13 protein-coding genes and 1 pseudogene are annotated in these 15,418 nt (G+C 60.6%); 7 read left to right on the forward strand and 7 right to left on the reverse strand.

Annotated features, from left to right (window positions below; translation table 11 throughout):
* The first annotated feature begins 2 nt into the window (after positions 1-2).
* Together EII30_RS03265 and glf are read left to right on the forward strand one after the other, a co-directional pair.
* Complete coding sequence (locus tag EII30_RS03265) at positions 3-371, forward strand: DUF2304 domain-containing protein (protein WP_124885907.1); 369 nt, start codon at positions 3-5, stop codon at positions 369-371.
* A 40-nt stretch (positions 372-411) separates the two neighbouring features.
* Positions 412-1,560 (forward strand): UDP-galactopyranose mutase, encoded by a 1,149-nt coding sequence (gene glf / locus EII30_RS03270; RefSeq protein ID WP_124885908.1) that lies wholly within the window; start codon positions 412-414, stop codon positions 1,558-1,560.
* A 169-nt stretch (positions 1,561-1,729) separates the two neighbouring features.
* Here glf and EII30_RS03275 read toward each other — a convergent pair whose 3' ends face one another.
* From EII30_RS03275 to EII30_RS03295, 5 genes are all read right to left on the reverse strand, one after another.
* Positions 1,730-2,662 (reverse strand): DUF5979 domain-containing protein, encoded by a 933-nt coding sequence (locus tag EII30_RS03275; protein WP_124885909.1) that lies wholly within the window; start codon positions 2,660-2,662, stop codon positions 1,730-1,732.
* Between the two features lie 63 nt (positions 2,663-2,725).
* On the reverse strand, positions 2,726-3,472 hold the full coding sequence (locus EII30_RS03280) for an Ig-like domain-containing protein (protein ID WP_124885910.1): 747 nt from the start codon (positions 3,470-3,472) through the stop codon (positions 2,726-2,728).
* Positions 3,473-3,650: 178 nt separating this feature from the next.
* Positions 3,651-4,832 carry a glycosyltransferase gene (locus EII30_RS03285; RefSeq protein WP_124885911.1) on the reverse strand — a complete coding sequence of 394 codons (1,182 nt, stop codon included), beginning with the start codon at positions 4,830-4,832 and terminating at the stop codon, positions 3,651-3,653.
* Positions 4,833-4,840: 8 nt separating this feature from the next.
* Positions 4,841-6,619, reverse strand: a complete 1,779-nt coding sequence (locus EII30_RS03290) for an ABC transporter ATP-binding protein (protein WP_124885912.1) — start codon at positions 6,617-6,619, stop codon at positions 4,841-4,843.
* 81 nt (positions 6,620-6,700) lie between these two features.
* Complete coding sequence (locus tag EII30_RS03295; RefSeq protein ID WP_124885913.1) at positions 6,701-7,810, reverse strand: DegT/DnrJ/EryC1/StrS aminotransferase family protein; 1,110 nt, start codon at positions 7,808-7,810, stop codon at positions 6,701-6,703.
* A 252-nt stretch (positions 7,811-8,062) separates the two neighbouring features.
* On the opposite strand from EII30_RS03295, the gene EII30_RS03300 reads away from it, so the two are divergent.
* The 5 genes from EII30_RS03300 to EII30_RS03320 all read left to right on the forward strand — a co-directional run bounded on the left by EII30_RS03300 (position 8,063) and on the right by EII30_RS03320 (position 13,608).
* A complete protein-coding gene (locus tag EII30_RS03300; RefSeq protein WP_124885914.1) occupies positions 8,063-10,054 on the forward strand; it encodes a DUF6541 family protein in 1,992 nt (663 codons plus the stop codon).
* Positions 10,055-10,142: 88 nt separating this feature from the next.
* On the forward strand, positions 10,143-11,135 hold the full coding sequence (locus EII30_RS03305) for a Gfo/Idh/MocA family protein (protein WP_124885915.1): 993 nt from the start codon (positions 10,143-10,145) through the stop codon (positions 11,133-11,135).
* Entirely contained in the window at positions 11,135-11,908 is a 774-nt protein-coding gene (locus EII30_RS03310) for an acyl-ACP--UDP-N- acetylglucosamine O-acyltransferase (protein ID WP_124885916.1), read from the forward strand. Before EII30_RS03305 ends, EII30_RS03310 begins: the two co-directional genes overlap by 1 nt.
* Positions 11,909-11,963: 55 nt before the next feature.
* A complete protein-coding gene (locus EII30_RS03315; protein ID WP_124885917.1) occupies positions 11,964-12,836 on the forward strand; it encodes an ABC transporter permease in 873 nt (290 codons plus the stop codon).
* A gap of 61 nt (positions 12,837-12,897) precedes the next feature.
* Positions 12,898-13,608, forward strand: coding sequence for an ABC transporter ATP-binding protein (locus EII30_RS03320; RefSeq protein WP_233569263.1), 711 nt, complete (start codon positions 12,898-12,900; stop codon positions 13,606-13,608).
* Here the strand turns inward: EII30_RS03320 and purE are convergent.
* Together purE and EII30_RS03330 are read right to left on the reverse strand one after the other, a co-directional pair.
* Positions 13,605-14,084 (reverse strand): 5-(carboxyamino)imidazole ribonucleotide mutase, encoded by a 480-nt coding sequence (gene purE / locus EII30_RS03325; protein WP_124885976.1) that lies wholly within the window; start codon positions 14,082-14,084, stop codon positions 13,605-13,607. The genes EII30_RS03320 and purE overlap by 4 nt on opposite strands.
* A gap of 127 nt (positions 14,085-14,211) precedes the next feature.
* Positions 14,212-15,390 (reverse strand): annotated as a pseudogene (locus EII30_RS03330) (5-(carboxyamino)imidazole ribonucleotide synthase); the annotation flags it as partial.
* Between the last annotated feature and the right edge of the window lie 28 nt (positions 15,391-15,418).

The following is a 15,418-nucleotide window of genomic DNA, read 5'->3' on the forward strand; positions in this document are numbered from 1 at the left end:
CGATGGAAATTATTAAGCTGCTGTTACTGGTTGCGGTGTTTGCGCTGGCCGCGATGCTGTTCAGGTCGATCCGCGCCGAAAAATCACTCGCCTTAAAACGCCTTTTGGCGCTGCTGTTTGTGGCCGCCGCGATTATCGCGGTGCTGTTCCCGCAACTGTTAACCGCGGTTGCCGGTTTCTTCGGGGTTGGTCGCGGCACCGACTTCCTGCTCTACGTCTTTATTGTTGCGGTTTGCGCGTTTGCGATCGCGGTTATCAGGGCGAAGGCGAGGGCGGACGCCAGGGTCACCAAGCTGGCACGCGCGGTGGCGCTTGCTGAGGCGCGGGCTGCCAGGATCCACCGAGAAAATAATTCGGGCGAACAGCGGTAATTTTAAAGCCGCGAGGGGGCTGCTAGCTTAGACTGGATACATGGATCTAGTTGTTGTTGGCTCTGGCCTGTTCGGTTTAACCATTGCCGAGCGCGCCGCGTCTGAGCTGAATAAAAAAGTTGTCATTATTGAGCGCCGCAGTCACATTGGCGGCAACGCCTACTCCGAGTTTGAGGAGCAGACCGGCATTGAGGTGCACCGCTACGGCGCGCACCTGTTCCACACCTCGAACGAGCAGGTTTGGGAGTATGTAAACAGGTTCACGAAGTTTACCAACTACCAGCACCGTGTTTACAGCAACTACAACGGTGAGGTGTATCCGCTGCCGATCAACCTCGGCACAATCAACCAGTTCTTTAGGGCCGCTCACTCACCCGAGTCAGCTAAGCAGCTGATCGCTGAGCAGGCGGCAGAGTTTGACACCGCCAGCGCAAAGAACCTTGAGGAGAAGGGGATCTCGCTGATCGGCAGGCCGCTGTTTGAGGCGTTCATTCGCGACTACACCGCGAAGCAGTGGCAGACCCCGATCAACGAGCTGCCGGGCAGCATTATCAGCCGCCTGCCGGTGCGCTACAACTACGACAACCGCTACTTCAACGACACCTACGAGGGCCTGCCGGTTGACGGCTACACCGCGTGGCTTGAGCGGATGGCGGATCACCCGAACATCGAGGTGCACCTGAACACCGACTTCTTCGACGAGTCACAGCCGCTCAACAAGCGCGCGCTTGTTGGCAAGGTGCCAATTGTTTACACCGGCCCGGTGGATCGCTACTTCGACTACTCGGAGGGCGAGCTCGCGTGGCGCACCCTCGATTTCGAGGAGGAGGTTGTGAACGTCGGCGACTACCAGGGCACAAGCGTTATGAACTACGCGAACGCTGACGTCCCATACACCCGGATCCACGAGTTTAGGCACTTCCACCCGGAGCGCGAATACCCGGCCGATAAAACCGTGATTATGCGCGAGTACTCCCGCTTCGCAACCCGCGAGGACGAGCCATACTACCCGGTTAACACCCCGGAGGATCGCGAGCGGCTGCTGCGCTATCGTGAGCTGGCGGACCAGGAACCAGAGGTGCTGTTCGGTGGCCGCCTCGGCACCTACCAGTACCTTGACATGCACATGGCGATCGGTGCTGCGCTGACCACCTTCCGTAACCAGCTGACACCGCTTTTGACCAAGTAGCACGTGGCGCTGCGCGACCCTCAGCGGCAGCACAGCACTGTGTGGTGTCGCTGCGGCGCTGCCGTGGCACTGTCGCTGATCTACCGCGCAGCGCTGCCGCGTCTGGCACAGGAAAAGGCCCGGGATAAATCCCGGGCCTTTTGCTTTCGCTGCCTAGCTAGCTAGCAGGTTACTGGTGAGCCTTGCGGCGCTTCACCTGCGCGGTCATCATACCCGCACCGAGCAGCAGCAGACCAGCAGCGGCGGTCAGGTACATGCCGTTGAGGGCAGAACCTGTCTGTGCGAGTGCAGGCTTGTCAGCTGCTTTCGGAGCTGGCTGTGCTGGCTGTACCGGCTGTGGGTTGTCAGCTGCCGGCGGTGTTACCGAACCGGTTCCTGGGTTAGGGCCAGGGTTTGGTGTTGGTGTCGGCGGGTTGTTTGGAGCCGGCGGGTTGTTTGGAGCCGGCGGGTTGTTTGGAGCCGGAGGAGCTGGCGGGGCTGGCTCCGCGCTGTTCAGCAGCTCAACCTCGGTTGACTGCTGGTTGGTGATCACGAAGGTCACCTCGTTCTTTGACTCCTTACCGTTTACGGCGAAGGCTGGCTCACTCCAGGCGATAGCCGGGTTGGCCGAGTTGGCTGAGCTCAGGTCCTCGGTGAGGGTGATCTTGGTGCCAACCGGGAAGGTGCCGTTGTAGGTGTTGTTCTTACCGATCTCGATGGTCATGTCAACCGGGTTTGCTGGTGCCTGCCAGCCCGGGTAGTCAGCAGCTGACTTACCAGCTGGCAGCTCCCACTTCACCTTGCCGGTGAAGCTGGTGCCGTTAGCAACCTGGTTAACAGCGGTGCCGGTCACCTTCTTGGTGACACCGAAGCCGCCGAAACCGTCCTCCATGGTCACCGTGATTTTGAAGGTGTCAACGTAGGAGTTGCTGTTCTCTCGGGTTTCGTTAGTGCCCTCAAGGGTTGCGCTGTTGCCGTAGACAACACCCGGCTTGATCTTGTCACCGTCTGGCTTAGTGGTATAGCGCAGGCGGTAGTTGGTGTCAGGCTGGAAAGGACCGGTGATAGTGAACTTCGCCTTGTTTGAAGCGAGCACCTCAACGTTCACGGTGAAGCCCGGCACGTTGAACTTTGCCTTGTTGTCGGTTTTACTGTCGTACTGATCGAAGATCGCAGCAATCTTGTCTTAATCGTCGAAGGTGTGTTCTGGACCACTCAGGGTGTCGATAAAGGAGATTGTCTGGGTTGAACCGTCAGCGGTGCGGCCGAGTGCCTTAGCAACAAAGTCCGCGCCGAAGCCGAGTGACCAGTGAACACGGGTCGCATTGTAAGCGATTGAAACGGTGTTCTTTCCGAAGGTCCATGGGCCGTAGCCGTTACCGACGGTCTTGATCAGCTCGTTGTTTGGCAGGGGCAGCGGGGTAACCTTGCCGTTCAGGTCGAAGGTGCTGGTGCCGCTGGTGGTTGCCTTCTGCGCGGTCAGCAGTGCGCGACCCTCACCGTGAATATTGATTTTGCCGCGGATTGCGTCATTGAAGGTGCAGGTGATTTTGCGTTCTAACAGCTCGCACTTACCAACAGAGGTGCCCTGGAACTCAAATGGCAGCTCCTGGATGCTCTCACGGGTTTTAAACTCGTCAGGCAAGCCGATTGAGAAAGAGTCTCCCGGCTGTGGATTTGCGTTGCTTGCATCCCACTTGAAATTCAAAGCTGCAGCCCGCCATACAGTGAGTGAGTCCTTGGTGTCAGCGCCCCGGCCGTTAACGGTTACCAGCGGTTCAGCTGTAACGGTGATGTTCGGGTTATCTGCTGCGTGAGCGGCTGTCGCCACGCTTCCGAGTGAAGCGCCAGAAACGATCAGCGTAGCTGCTGCGCCGCTCGCAAGGAGTGACAGCAGCTTAGACTTTGCGCGTCCTGCTCTAGTGTTTTTCATGTAATCATCCTCATTAACCACTAATTAGTTATCGATCGTGAGGAGGCCTCTGGGGGTAGTGGTTACATACATACTAATGAATCAGGGATGAATCAGTCAAACGAACGCTGACAATCCTTCAAGTCCTGGCGTGTCAACACGCAATTCTGAGCTGACAGCCAGTTTTCTGGGGCAGTAACTACTGCGGCCGCAACCAGTTCTGCAGCAGCGCCCGCGCGCTAAACTCGCCGCTGTGCACCTCTTTAACGAAGCGCTGGCCCGCCTGGATCCGCTCGCTAAACCCTGCCTGATCGCTGATCAACTCACGCAGCACGGAGCCGATCTGGTTCGCCTCGCAGCTGACAATCGGCAGCGACACGCCGGTAGCCTCCTCAACCGCGCGCTCAACCTGCGGGGTGATGTGGCCGACAACAACGCAGCCGGCTGCCATCGCCTCAACCGCGGTTACACCGTAGCTGCCAGCCCTGAACTGGTCGAGCACAATATCGGCGTTCTGGTACACCTCCGGCATCTTCGCGGACGGCACGTTCTGGATCCGCTGATAGTCAATAACCCCGGCGCGCTCCAGCTCAAACAGCAGCGGCTCGATAATGTCGGTGCCCTTCTCCGCGGCGCGGCTCGGCGCGTGCACAACCAGCGGACGCTCCCGTTTAGGCTTCGGCGAATCACTGCGCCACCGCTGCAAGTCAATCGCAACCGGGCACCAGATCGCCTCCGGGGTGTAGACGAGCAGGTCGGGGGTTGAAACAAACACCGGCCCGGTTAGTTCGCGGATCGCGGCAATATTGCGCCGCGACAGCCACTCGGCCCGGAAATTATCGGCGCCGGGTTCCGCGTGAATCGACCAGCGGGTCTGCTTCACGTGCTGTGAGGGGACGCGGATGTCGGTGCCGTGGGCGAGGAAGGCGACGTTAACACCCGCGGCGCGCAGCGCCCGCACCTCCTGCTTAAAGTTCTGGAAGAGGTTACCAAACAGCCTCACCTCCGCCTCCAGCAGCACAAAATCGGCTCCGCTCAGGAAGCGCAGCTGCTGTTTTTGCCACGCACGCGAGGTCTCGTAAACGGCGACTGGGATCTCACTGTCGACCGCGAAACTGAAACCGCCCGGCACCTCAACTGCGTAGGAGTGCGCGGCAAGGTCGCTCGCCGCCGCAACCGCGTTCCCCCAAACATAGCCCTGACCGGCGTAGTTTACCGGCCCGATAACGAGCAGCTGTTTCTGCGGGTCGGTAGTCGGCAGGGCGGGAACCTGGCCGGCCTTGCCCAGCTGGATCCGCCGCAAAAACCGCCGCAGCCACGCCGGCAGGAAGTCAACGCCGACCTGGATAAGTCGCCGCCCGATGCCGCCCAGCTTGTTCACCAAACTCACTAGATCAGTCCCGCCAGCTCTGCCTGCCGCTTAAAGTCAGGCACCTCGGCAACCACCTCGTCGAAGGTGCCCTGACTCTGCACCTTGCCGTCCGCGAGGTAGCAGACAATATCGTAGTCGCGGATCGTCGCAAGCCTGTGCGCGATCGTAATAAAGGTGACGCGACCGGCGAGTTTGTTCATCGCCGCGGTTACCTTGTTTTCGGTGTCGGTGTCGAGCGAGCTGGTCGCCTCATCGAGCACCATGACAAGCGGCTCCGCGTAGAGCGCCCGCGCAATACCGAGGCGCTGCTGCTGGCCGCCGGAGATCGCCGCTCCACGCTCACCCATCTTCTCCTGCAGACCCTCGCCGCGCGACGCCAGATTGCTCAACTGCGCCAGCTCCAGCGCCTCAATCACGCGCTTTTCATCGTAACTGTCACCCCAGGTGAGGGCGACGTTTTGGGCGACGGATCCGTCAAACACCGCAACCTTCTGCGGCACATAGCCGATGTGGGCTCGCCACTGCTGCAGCACATGCGTCACCGGTAGGTTGTCGATCTTCAGCTCACCGGTGCTCGGAATGCTGAGGCCGAGGATCACGTCAACCAGGGTTGATTTACCGGCGCCGCTCGGGCCAACAATCGCAACCCTGGAACCGAACGGGATTGTCAGGTCGATGCCGCGCAGCACCGGCGACTCACTGCCCGGGTAGGAGTAGGTGATGTCTTTCAGGGTTAGCTGCTGCGGGTGGTCGGGCAGCGTCGCAATATCGTCCGCCGGTTTTTCTTTGTGGGCGATAAAGTCGGCGCGGGTTAGCTCGTTAATCACGTCACGGGCGTACGGCTCAGCCGCAACCGCCTGGGTGATACTCGACTGGATACCGTTCATCGCCGGGATCATACGGAACCCGGTTGCCGCGAACAGCGAGATCGAAACAACCGCCGCCGCTTCGCCGCCAAGCGCGAAGGAAACACCGCCGATCAGCAGCAAACCACCGATCAGCGCTGCATCAAAAATGTATTTCGGAATAATCGCGTAGTAGGAGAGGTTGGCGCGCGCGTCGGTTGCAACCTTGCGGCTCACCGAAACAGCCTCACCCGCCTCCGGCAGTTTGTCGCGCAGGGTTAGCTCTTTTAGTGCGTCCACCATCTCGCTGATAATCGTTGCGGCACGGTAGCCGTAGTCGCGGTTCGCGTAGCCGGCACGGCCAGCACGGCGGGTAACAAACACGAGCGTGATCAGGGAGATAACCGTCAGGTAGATGAGAGTCAGCAGCGCGGTCAGCGGCTGCGCAACAATCAGCACCATCAGCACACCGACGAAGGTGACTACGTTGTTTGGGATCTGCGACAGCGGCAGAATAAACTGCATGTTCGCGAGCTCCATAGAACCGTCGACGATGCGGGTGACGTCGGAGTTTGAGTAGCGGGAACGCTCCTCCCAGCTGGAATTAACGTACGCCTCAAACAGCTGACCGCCAACCTCCAGCTCGTAGCGGGCAAAGCGACGGGTGGCGAACCAGTGCAGCAGCACCGCAAAAACGCCCTTGATAACGAACAGCGCACAGATCGCGACAACCACGAGCGGGGTTGCGGAGGGGTCGAGTTCGCCGAGCAGCGGCAGGGTGATTGGGTCGCCGTTCACCATCGGCGTGATCACAATCGCGATCAGCGCGAGCGCCACCGTGTCCAACAGTGAGAGCAGACCGGTGACGATTGAGTACCACACGTAGAAGGGTTTTGCGCCCTTCGGCAGCACCGCAAACAGCTCTTTTAGCGTAACCCAAACAGACTTCATCTTGTTGTTTTATTCCAGCCTCGTCAAACAGCTCAGCACGCTGAGCACTAAACCAGTCAGCTAATCCTTCGCCCTGGTCGATTAGGCGCCGGCGCTGAGAACAGCCGCAACACCGTTTACGATCCGCTCCAGATCACCCTCGGTGAGTGACGGGTGAACAGGCAGTGACAGCACCTCGCTCGCGGCTTTCTCGGTCTCTGGCAGGTGCAGCTCCGGTGCGAAGTGCGCGAGTGACGGCAGGCGGTGGTTCGGAATCGGGTAGTAAACACCGGATCCGATCTGGTGCTCGTCACGTAGCACATCGCGCAGGCGGTCGCGCTCTGCGGCATCAACCCGGATTGTGTACTGGTGGTAGACGTGCTCCGCCCCCTCGCGAACCGCAGGAACCGTGACACCGTCGATCTGGCCGAGTCCGGCGTCGAGCACGGCGGCGTTCTGCTGGCGCTTAGCGGTCCAGGCGTCAACCTGGGTGAGCTGCGCGCGACCGATCGCCGCGTGAATGTCTGTCATGCGGGCGTTAAAGCCGATAACCTCGTTTGCGTACTGCGTCTCCATTCCCTGGTTGCGCAGCAGCCTAGCGTTGCGGGCGATCTCACCGTTCGCACAGGTGATCATACCGCCCTCGCCGCTTGTCATGTTCTTGGTTGGGTAGAGGCTGAACATCGCAAAGGAGCCGAAGGTGCCAACCGGGCGCCCCCGCCACTTCGCACCGTGAGCCTGCGCGGCATCCTCAAACACCTGCAGCCCAAACTCGTCAGCAATCGCCTGGATCTCGTCAACCAGGAACGGGTGACCGTAGAGGTGAACCGGCATAATGCCGCGGGTGCGCTCGGTTACAGCGGCGCGAACACTCTCCGGGTCGAGGGTGAAGGTGTCTGGCTCAATGTCCGCAAACACCGGGGTTGCGCCGGTTAGCGCAACCGAGTTACCGGTTGCCGCGAAGGTGAACGACGGCACAATCACCTCGTCACCGGGGCCGATACCGCTCGCGAGCAGACCAAGATGCTGACCGGCGGTGCCGCTGTTAACCGCAACGGTTTCACGCCCCTCAGCAAAATGCTCGCCGAACTCTTTCTCAAAGGTAGCTACCTCTGGCCCCTGCGCGATCATGCCGCTGCGCAGCACACGGTCAACAGCCTCGCGCTCCAGATCGCCAATAATCGGTTTAGCAGCCTGAATGAACTCTGCCATTTAATTCACCTCTGTCCTACCTGGCGCGAACCTTACATAACTCGCCGCCGCTTTTAGTTTCTCTTTAAGGCTACCGCAAAGCGCCGGGTTTTAGCTGCAGCTTTTACCGTTTACCAGCCGGTTTTTTTAGACGGTGCCTGAGCGGATCCGCCAGCAAAATACCAGCGGCAATCCAGCGCGCTCACCCACATCCCGCCCAATGCTGTCACAATAGAAGAGACACACAAGCCAACCCCGAAGGGCCCACCCGCAATGAGCTGGACTCAACTTATTCCCGTAGTTCTCACCCTGATCGGTCTTATTACTGTTTTGGGTGCGCCGCTCGCGTTTGCTCTAAGAGCTCGCGGCTACGCTTTCTTCATTGTGACGGTGCCCGCCGCCTTCGCGGTTATTGCACTCTCACAGATTATTTCCGGGTTTTTGCGGATCCCCTGGCAACCGCTCGTCCCGCTCGGACTGAGTCTGCTGCTCGCCCTGCTTCTGCTGCCGCTGTGGAAACTGCACCGCTTTGACCCGCTCAGCGTGCCGGGCGCGAAAAGCACCGCCTACAAACAGCTGCCGCTGAAGAACCGCCTGCACGATTTCTGGGTGCCGCTGATCGCCGCCGGAGCCGCCGGCTTCTTTATCGTCAGCCAGCTGCTGCCGAACATGTGGGCGCCAGACGCAATCTCGCAGACCTACGACGCGAATTTCCACCTCAACCTGGTTGACGAGTTCCTGGCTACCGGATCCGCAAACCCCTTCACAATCACGCTCACCTCCCCGGAAGGGCCGGTGTTTTATCCGTCGCTCTGGCACGGCACCGTGGCGCTGCTGGTGCAGCTAACCGGCACTTCTATTCCGGCGGCAACCAACGCGATGACGCTGGTTGTGTGCTGTGTTGTCTGGCCGCTCGGCGCTGTCGGCCTGGTGCGCAGTATGCTCGGCCCGAGCAACCGCGCCGCAATTATCGCCGCGCTGTCAACCGTGCCGATGGCGGCGATGCCGTATGTGCTCGCGATCTACGGTGTGCTCTACCCGCTGCTGCTGTCAATGTCGCTGCTGCCGTTTGTGCTGCTCGCCCTGATGCACTGCTTCCGCGCGGCCCGCTCCCGCAGCACCGACCCGCTGTCGCAGATTGCCCGGATTGTGCTCGCGATTGGATCCCTCGGCGCCGCCGCTCTCGCCCAGCCGAGCGCGATCTTTGGCGCGCTGATCCTGCTCGGCCCGCTGTTTGCGCTGGCGATCGTCCGCGCCTGGAAGGCAGGCCGCTACCGCTATCTGCTGCCGCTCGGACTCGCGCTCGTCGGCTACGCTGTTGCGATTGTGCTGGCGTGGAAATACGGCAGCATCGACGACAACTCTTGGCTGCCGCGCAACACCGTCTGGCGCGCGGTTGTTGACGGACTCAGCGGCTCACCGCACCTCGGCAGTGATGCCTGGGTTGTTGGCGTTTTGACAATGGTCGGCGTTGTGCTGATGCTGCTGCGCAAACGCTACCGCTGGTTCGCCGCCATGTATCTTTTGCTCGTCGCCGTTTACACGGTCTGTGACGGTTTCCCGGTTGGCACCCTGCGCAGCCTAATCACCGGGCCGTGGTACAACGACGGCTGGCGACTCGCCGCCCTGATCGGGGTTGTTGCGGTGCCGGTGCTGGCTTTCGCGCTCGACAACATCGCGGTTATGCTGCTGCGCCTGAAATCCACGGTGAAAGCGCTCTGGGGTCGCAGGGCAACACAGGCGATGACCGCAATAACCATCGTTATCGCTGGCGCTGGCCTGCTGCTCAACCCCGCAATCGGCGAGGTTAAGGTGTGGGCGGAGAGCAGTTACGACAACCGTGACGGCTACGCTGACCTAATTAACGAGTCGGAGAAGAAACTGATTAAACAGGCTGACGAGATCCTGCCGGATGGCTCGCTGCTGCTCAACAACCCGTGGACGGGCTCCTCCCTCGTTAAAACCCTCAGCGACAACGAGGTAATCTTCCCGCACATCGGCGGCAATTACCCGCAAAGCTACTTCGATTTGATTAACGGCATCAGGGACGCGGATCCGGCAGCCTGCCAGACCGCTCAGGAGCTCGGCGCCGAATATATTATTGATTTCGGCGATCACCCCGTGTTTAAGAGCCCCCGCGACTTTGCCCGGTTTGCCGAGGTCACCAACCTGAAACCGAGCGAGAACCCGAACCTGGAGCTGATCGCCTCGGAGGGAGACACGAAACTGTTTAAGATTATCGGCTGCTCGTGGCAGGCAAACTAGCCGCGTGACTCTGCCAGCAATTTCGGGTTAAAACCTGGCCTCACAGAGTAGGATTGTATTACTAACTTCACCGCTAAGGAGAAACACTATGACACTGAAGTACGGTCTGCTTGGCCTCGGCATGATGGGTCGCCACCACGCCCGCGTGATCCGGGAGCTGGACGGTGCTGAGCTCGTTGCCGTTGCTGACCCGATGGGCGATCCGCACGGTGTCGCCGGCAGCACACCCCACTTTGACAGTGTTGCCGGGCTGATCAGCGCCGGTGTTGACGTGGCGGTTGTTGCCGTCCCAACCAAGTTTCACGAGGAAGTTGGTTTGCAGCTGGCGGAGGCGGGGATCCACACCCTCGTAGAGAAACCGGTCGCCTTCGATATTCCGGCGGCGGAGCGCCTGGTGAGCGCCTTTGAGAGCGGCAACCTGGTCGCCGCCGTTGGCCACATTGAGCGTTTCAACCCCGCGCTGATTGAGATGCGCAAGCGGATCGCGGCGGGCGAGCTCGGTGATGTCTACCAGATTCACACCCGCAGGCAGGGGCCATTCCCGGCGCGGATCGCGGACGTCGGCGTTGTTAAGGACCTCGGCAGCCACGACGTTGACCTCACCGCCTGGCTCGCACAGAGCAAATACGAGAGCGTTTCCGCTCACACCATGAGCAAGTCCGGCCGCGAGCACGAGGATATGGTGTCAATCACCGGTAAACTGCAGAACGGCATCATGGTTAACCACATTGTGAACTGGCTGACCCCGTTCAAGGAGCGGCTGACGCTCGTCACCGGCGAGCGCGGCGCAATGGTTGCCGACACCCTGACCGCTGACCTGACCTTCTTTGAGAACGGCGTTATCGAGTCTGACTGGGATGTTGTTACCGCCTTCCGTGGCGTGTCCGAGGGCACTGTCACCCGCTTCTCGCTGAAGAAAACCGAGCCGCTGCGCAACGAGCACGAGGCGTTCCGTGACGCGATCCTCGGCAAGAGCGCAAACCACGTGTCACTGCGTGAGGGGCTTGAGGTGCTGCGCGTTGACGAGGCCGCTGTTGCCTCCGCCCAAAACGGTGGCCAGGCAGTCAAACTGGAGTACTAATGAGCCTGATCGCAGAAACCGCCTACATCGGCGAGGGTGTGACCCTCGGCCGCGATGTCAAAATCGGCCCGGGCGCTGTTTTGCTCGGTCCGCTCACTGTCGGTGACGGGGTGTGGATCGGGCCGGGCGCCCAGCTGGGTGCTCCGCCCGAGATCTCATCACTGCCGCAAAACGCCGCCTGGGCTGGCGATCAGCGGCACGCCGGGGTGATTATCGGTGACGGTGCGGTGATTCGTGAGGGTGCCGTGATCCACCAGGGCAGCCACCGCCCAACCACGGTCGGGGCTAACTGTTGGATTTTGAACCGCGCCTATCTCGCGCACGATGTGCAGGTGGGTGCCGGCACAACGATCTCTGCCGGGGTGTCAATCGGCGGGCACTGCACAATTGGCGAGCGCGTCAACATCGGCATGAACGCGGTTGTGCACCAGCGGCGGGTTATTGCGAACGGTGCGATGGTCGGCATGGGGACCCCAGTGACGCGCGATGTGCCGCCGTTTGCGAAACTGTATGGCACGCCGCCCAGGATCACGGGCGTTAACAGTGTCGGGATGGAGCGCGCGGGAGTTAACCCCGGCGCCGCTGAACTGCTGTGGGAACGTTACCTCGCGGGTGACACGCTGCTGTGGGATGAGGCGGTTGTGACTGAGCTGGTGCGGGCCGGATCCGCCCCGGGCAGTGACGCTGAGCCGGTGCTCGCGAACGCGCTTCAGCACTGGCAGCAGTTCGCTGAGCTGCGCCCCGCCCGCACGGCCGCTGAGACCCCCGTTTAACTCAGGCAAACTATATCCGATAGAATTTACTAGACTAACAGCTGAATCGGGGATTATGGACAGTGCACTGCTTGAGAGCATCCGACGCGATGCCGACTATCAGACCCCTGGCACAAGCAAGGGCTTGCTCGATGTTTTCAGAAACAGGTACCTGCTTAGCCTGCTGATGAAGAAGGGTGTCGCCACCCGCTACTACGGTTCTGTGCTCGGCTGGGTGTGGTCGTATATCCGCCCGGGTGCGCAGTTCCTCATGTACTACATCGTGATCGGTGTGATTATGGGGGTGGATCGCCACCTCGACGCCTTCCCGATCTACCTGTTCACGGGCATTGTCGCGATCAACCTGTTTAGTGAGACGCTGCGCAACGCAACCAACGCGATCACGGATAACCGCGCGCTGGTGCGCAAAATCTATCTGCCGCGCGAGCTGTTCCCGGTTGCCGCCTGCGGTGTTGCGCTCGTGCACTTTGGCCCGCAGGCGCTGCTGCTGTTGATTGTCAGCATCGTTGTCGGCTGGACGCTCGGGTGGATGCAGGTGGTTGCGCTGTTTGTTGGCGTGCTGCTGCTGATGGGATTCGCGCTCGGTCTCGGCCTGTTCTTCGGCGCCGCTAACGCGCTCTACCGTGACTCGAAGAACATTGTGGATCTGATCCTGATGTTCGCAACCTGGGCGAGCCCGGTGCTCTACCCGTGGACGATGGTGCACGAGCGCGCTCCCGAGTGGATCTTTAACGTCTACATGTCTAACCCGGTGACGGTTGCCGTCGAGATGTTCCACATCGCCTTCTGGCTGCCGCTCGACAGTGACGCTAACCGCCCTGACCTGGTGCCGTACCTGATCGCGGCGTCGATTATCACGGTGGTTACCCTGTTTATCGGGCAGCTTGTGTTTAGAAAGTTGGAGGGTCAGTTTGCACAGCGACTTTAGTAACGCGGTTTGGCAGAACCCGCTTGAGGCGCCTAAGCCTGGCGCTGATCCGCGCCCCGCGATTGTTTTTCACGGTGTCACCAAGAGCTTCGACATTAAGCACACACACTCGCTGAAGGAAACGGTGGTTGCGGCGTTTAAGCGCAAGGCTATCTCCAGCAAGTTTGATGCGCTCCACGATGTTTCTTTCACCGTCCCCGAGGGGCAGTCGATTGCGCTGATGGGCCGCAACGGCTCCGGCAAATCAACAACCCTGAAGCTGCTCTCCGGTGTTATGCCGGTTGATAAGGGGTGGATCCGCACTCGGGGCCGGATCGCCGGTCTGCTCGAGGTTGGTGCTGGTTTCCACCCGGATCTGACGGGCCGCACCAACGTCTACCTGAACGCCGCGATCCTCGGAATGAGTAAGGCGGAGGTTGATGAGCGCTTCGACTCGATTGTCGAGTTTGCTGAGATCGGTGATTTTATTGACACCGAGGTGAAGTTTTACAGCTCCGGCATGTATTCACGGCTCGGGTTCGCGGTTGCGATTCACACCGAGCTTGATACGCTGCTGGTTGACGAGGTGCTGTCGGTTGGTGACGCGAAGTTCCGCGAGAAGTGTTTTGCGAAGATTGATGAGTTGCAGGCGCAGCGCAAAACCATGTTCGTGGTTAGCCACAGTGCCTCACAGGTGAAGCAGCTCTGTGAGCGCGGAATCATCCTGGAGCGCGGCCGTAAGGTGTTTGACGGCCCGATCGACGAAGCCGTTGACTTCCTGGAGCGCAGCTAGTTTTCTGCTGCGATGCGGGTTTGCAGGTTAGCGTCTTTTTGGGCGACCTGGCTAGCAAGATCCGCTGCATAGTCGTCGAGCTTTTGCTGCACAGCCGCGTCGGAGCTGCCGATGATCCTGGCCGCGAGCAGTCCCGCGTTTTTGGCGCCGCCGATTGACACGGTTGCTACCGGGATGCCGCCCGGCATCTGCACGATCGAGAGCAGCGAGTCCATGCCGTCGAGGGTTGCCAGTGGCACTGGCACGCCGATAACCGGCAGGCTTGTCATTGACGCGACCATTCCCGGCAGGTGGGCTGCCCCGCCCGCGCCAGCGATAATGGTTTTTAGGCCGCGGCTGGCCGCGCTGGTTGCGTAGTCGAACATTTTTTGCGGGGTGCGGTGTGCGCTAACAACCGCGACCTCGTGCGGGATCCCGAACTCCCTGAGCACCGCGACCGCGTCCTGCATTACCCGGTAGTCGGAGTCGGATCCCATAATCACACCGACCAGCGGTGACGCCTGGTTTGCCTGCTGCGCCGGGTGCGGATCCGCCCCCGCCTGCGCCTCTAAAGTCGCCGGGTCTGTTGCTGCTGTTGCCTCTGCTGCTGTCTGGTTAGCCATGTTATGCTCCCTCCCCAAACTCTGCCGCGCAGTCGATTGCCTGCTGTTTCACGGCCTGCAGGTTGTGTCCGGTGACGGTGACGTGCCCGACTTTTCTGCCCGGGCGCGGGCTTTTGCCGTAGCTGTGAATTTTCACCGTCGGATATTTCGCCATAATCTCAGCGTACCGCACCGGCATCGCGCCCTCTGGCGGGCCGCCCAGTACGTTCACCATCACCGCGTGGGGTTCACGCATGGCGGTGTCGCCGAGCGGCAGGTCTGTGACGGCGCGCAGATGCTGCTCGAACTGGCTGGTGATACTGCCCTCGATTGAGAAGTGGCCGGAGTTGTGTGGGCGCATCGCAAGCTCGTTAACGAGCAGTCTGCCGTCGCGTGTCTCAAACATTTCAACGGCGAGCACACCGGTGACGCCAACGCCAGCGGCAACCTGTGTGCCGATGTTTGCTGCCGCCTCGTTTAACGCTGCTGCCCCGGCTGCGGATCCGCTCGGCGCGGGCGCTGTCACAACCGCGCAAACACCGTCCCGCTGTTCCGTTTCAACAACCGGCCAGGTTGCCTGCTGCCCTGAGGGGTTTCTCGCAACCAGCTGTGAGAGTTCACGGGTGAAGTCTACGAGTTCTTCGGCGAGCAGCGCTTCTGTGTCGCCGAGCTGGGCGAACCAGTCGGCTGCTTCGTCACCGCTGGTGACCACGCGCACGCCTTTGCCGTCGTAGCCACCGGTCGCGGTTTTCACAACCGCTCTGCCGCCGTGTTCGTAAATAAAGTCTTGCAGCTCGGGGGCGGTTTTAACGGCCCGCCAGCTCGGCACGGGAACCCCGAGCTCGGTGAGTTTTTGCCGCATCAGGATCTTGTTTTGTGCGTACCGCAGCGCCTCTGCTGGTGGCTGGACACTGTGTCCCGCGTCGGTTAGTGCACGCAGCACCGACTGTGGCACGTGCTCGTGGTCGAAGGTGATAACGTCAACGGTTTTCGCGAACTCGAGCACAGTTTCTGCGTCTTTGTAGTCTCCTACCCGGTCGGCTGCGCGTTTTGCGCTCATTTCGGGTGCTTCGGCGAGCACGCTGATGTCGATGCCGAGGGCGATCGCGGGCGGCACCATCATCCGCGCCAACTGGCCTGCGCCGATCACTCCGACCCGAATCTTATCCTGCGCGCTCATCTGTTTCGCTCTCTTCCGCTGCCGCTTGCTACTGTTGCTGCCGTTTGTT

This window comes from Leucobacter sp. OH1287 (assembly GCF_003859945.1).
Classification (GTDB): Bacteria; Actinomycetota; Actinomycetes; order Actinomycetales; family Microbacteriaceae; genus Canibacter.

Coding starts and splice junctions, on each gene's coding strand:
- EII30_RS03280 (WP_124885910.1), bottom strand. CDS start 3,472: ATGAAAAACACTAGAGCAGGACGCGCAAAGTCTAAGCTGCTGTCACTC.
- EII30_RS03310 (WP_124885916.1), top strand. CDS start 11,135: ATGAGCCTGATCGCAGAAACCGCCTACATCGGCGAGGGTGTGACCCTC.
- EII30_RS03305 (WP_124885915.1), top strand. CDS start 10,143: ATGACACTGAAGTACGGTCTGCTTGGCCTCGGCATGATGGGTCGCCAC.
- EII30_RS03290 (WP_124885912.1), bottom strand. CDS start 6,619: ATGAAGTCTGTTTGGGTTACGCTAAAAGAGCTGTTTGCGGTGCTGCCG.
- EII30_RS03315 (WP_124885917.1), top strand. CDS start 11,964: ATGGACAGTGCACTGCTTGAGAGCATCCGACGCGATGCCGACTATCAG.
- EII30_RS03300 (WP_124885914.1), top strand. CDS start 8,063: ATGAGCTGGACTCAACTTATTCCCGTAGTTCTCACCCTGATCGGTCTT.
- EII30_RS03265 (WP_124885907.1), top strand. CDS start 3: ATGGAAATTATTAAGCTGCTGTTACTGGTTGCGGTGTTTGCGCTGGCC.
- EII30_RS03295 (WP_124885913.1), bottom strand. CDS start 7,810: ATGGCAGAGTTCATTCAGGCTGCTAAACCGATTATTGGCGATCTGGAG.
- glf (WP_124885908.1), top strand. CDS start 412: ATGGATCTAGTTGTTGTTGGCTCTGGCCTGTTCGGTTTAACCATTGCC.
- purE (WP_124885976.1), bottom strand. CDS start 14,084: ATGGGATCCGACTCCGACTACCGGGTAATGCAGGACGCGGTCGCGGTG.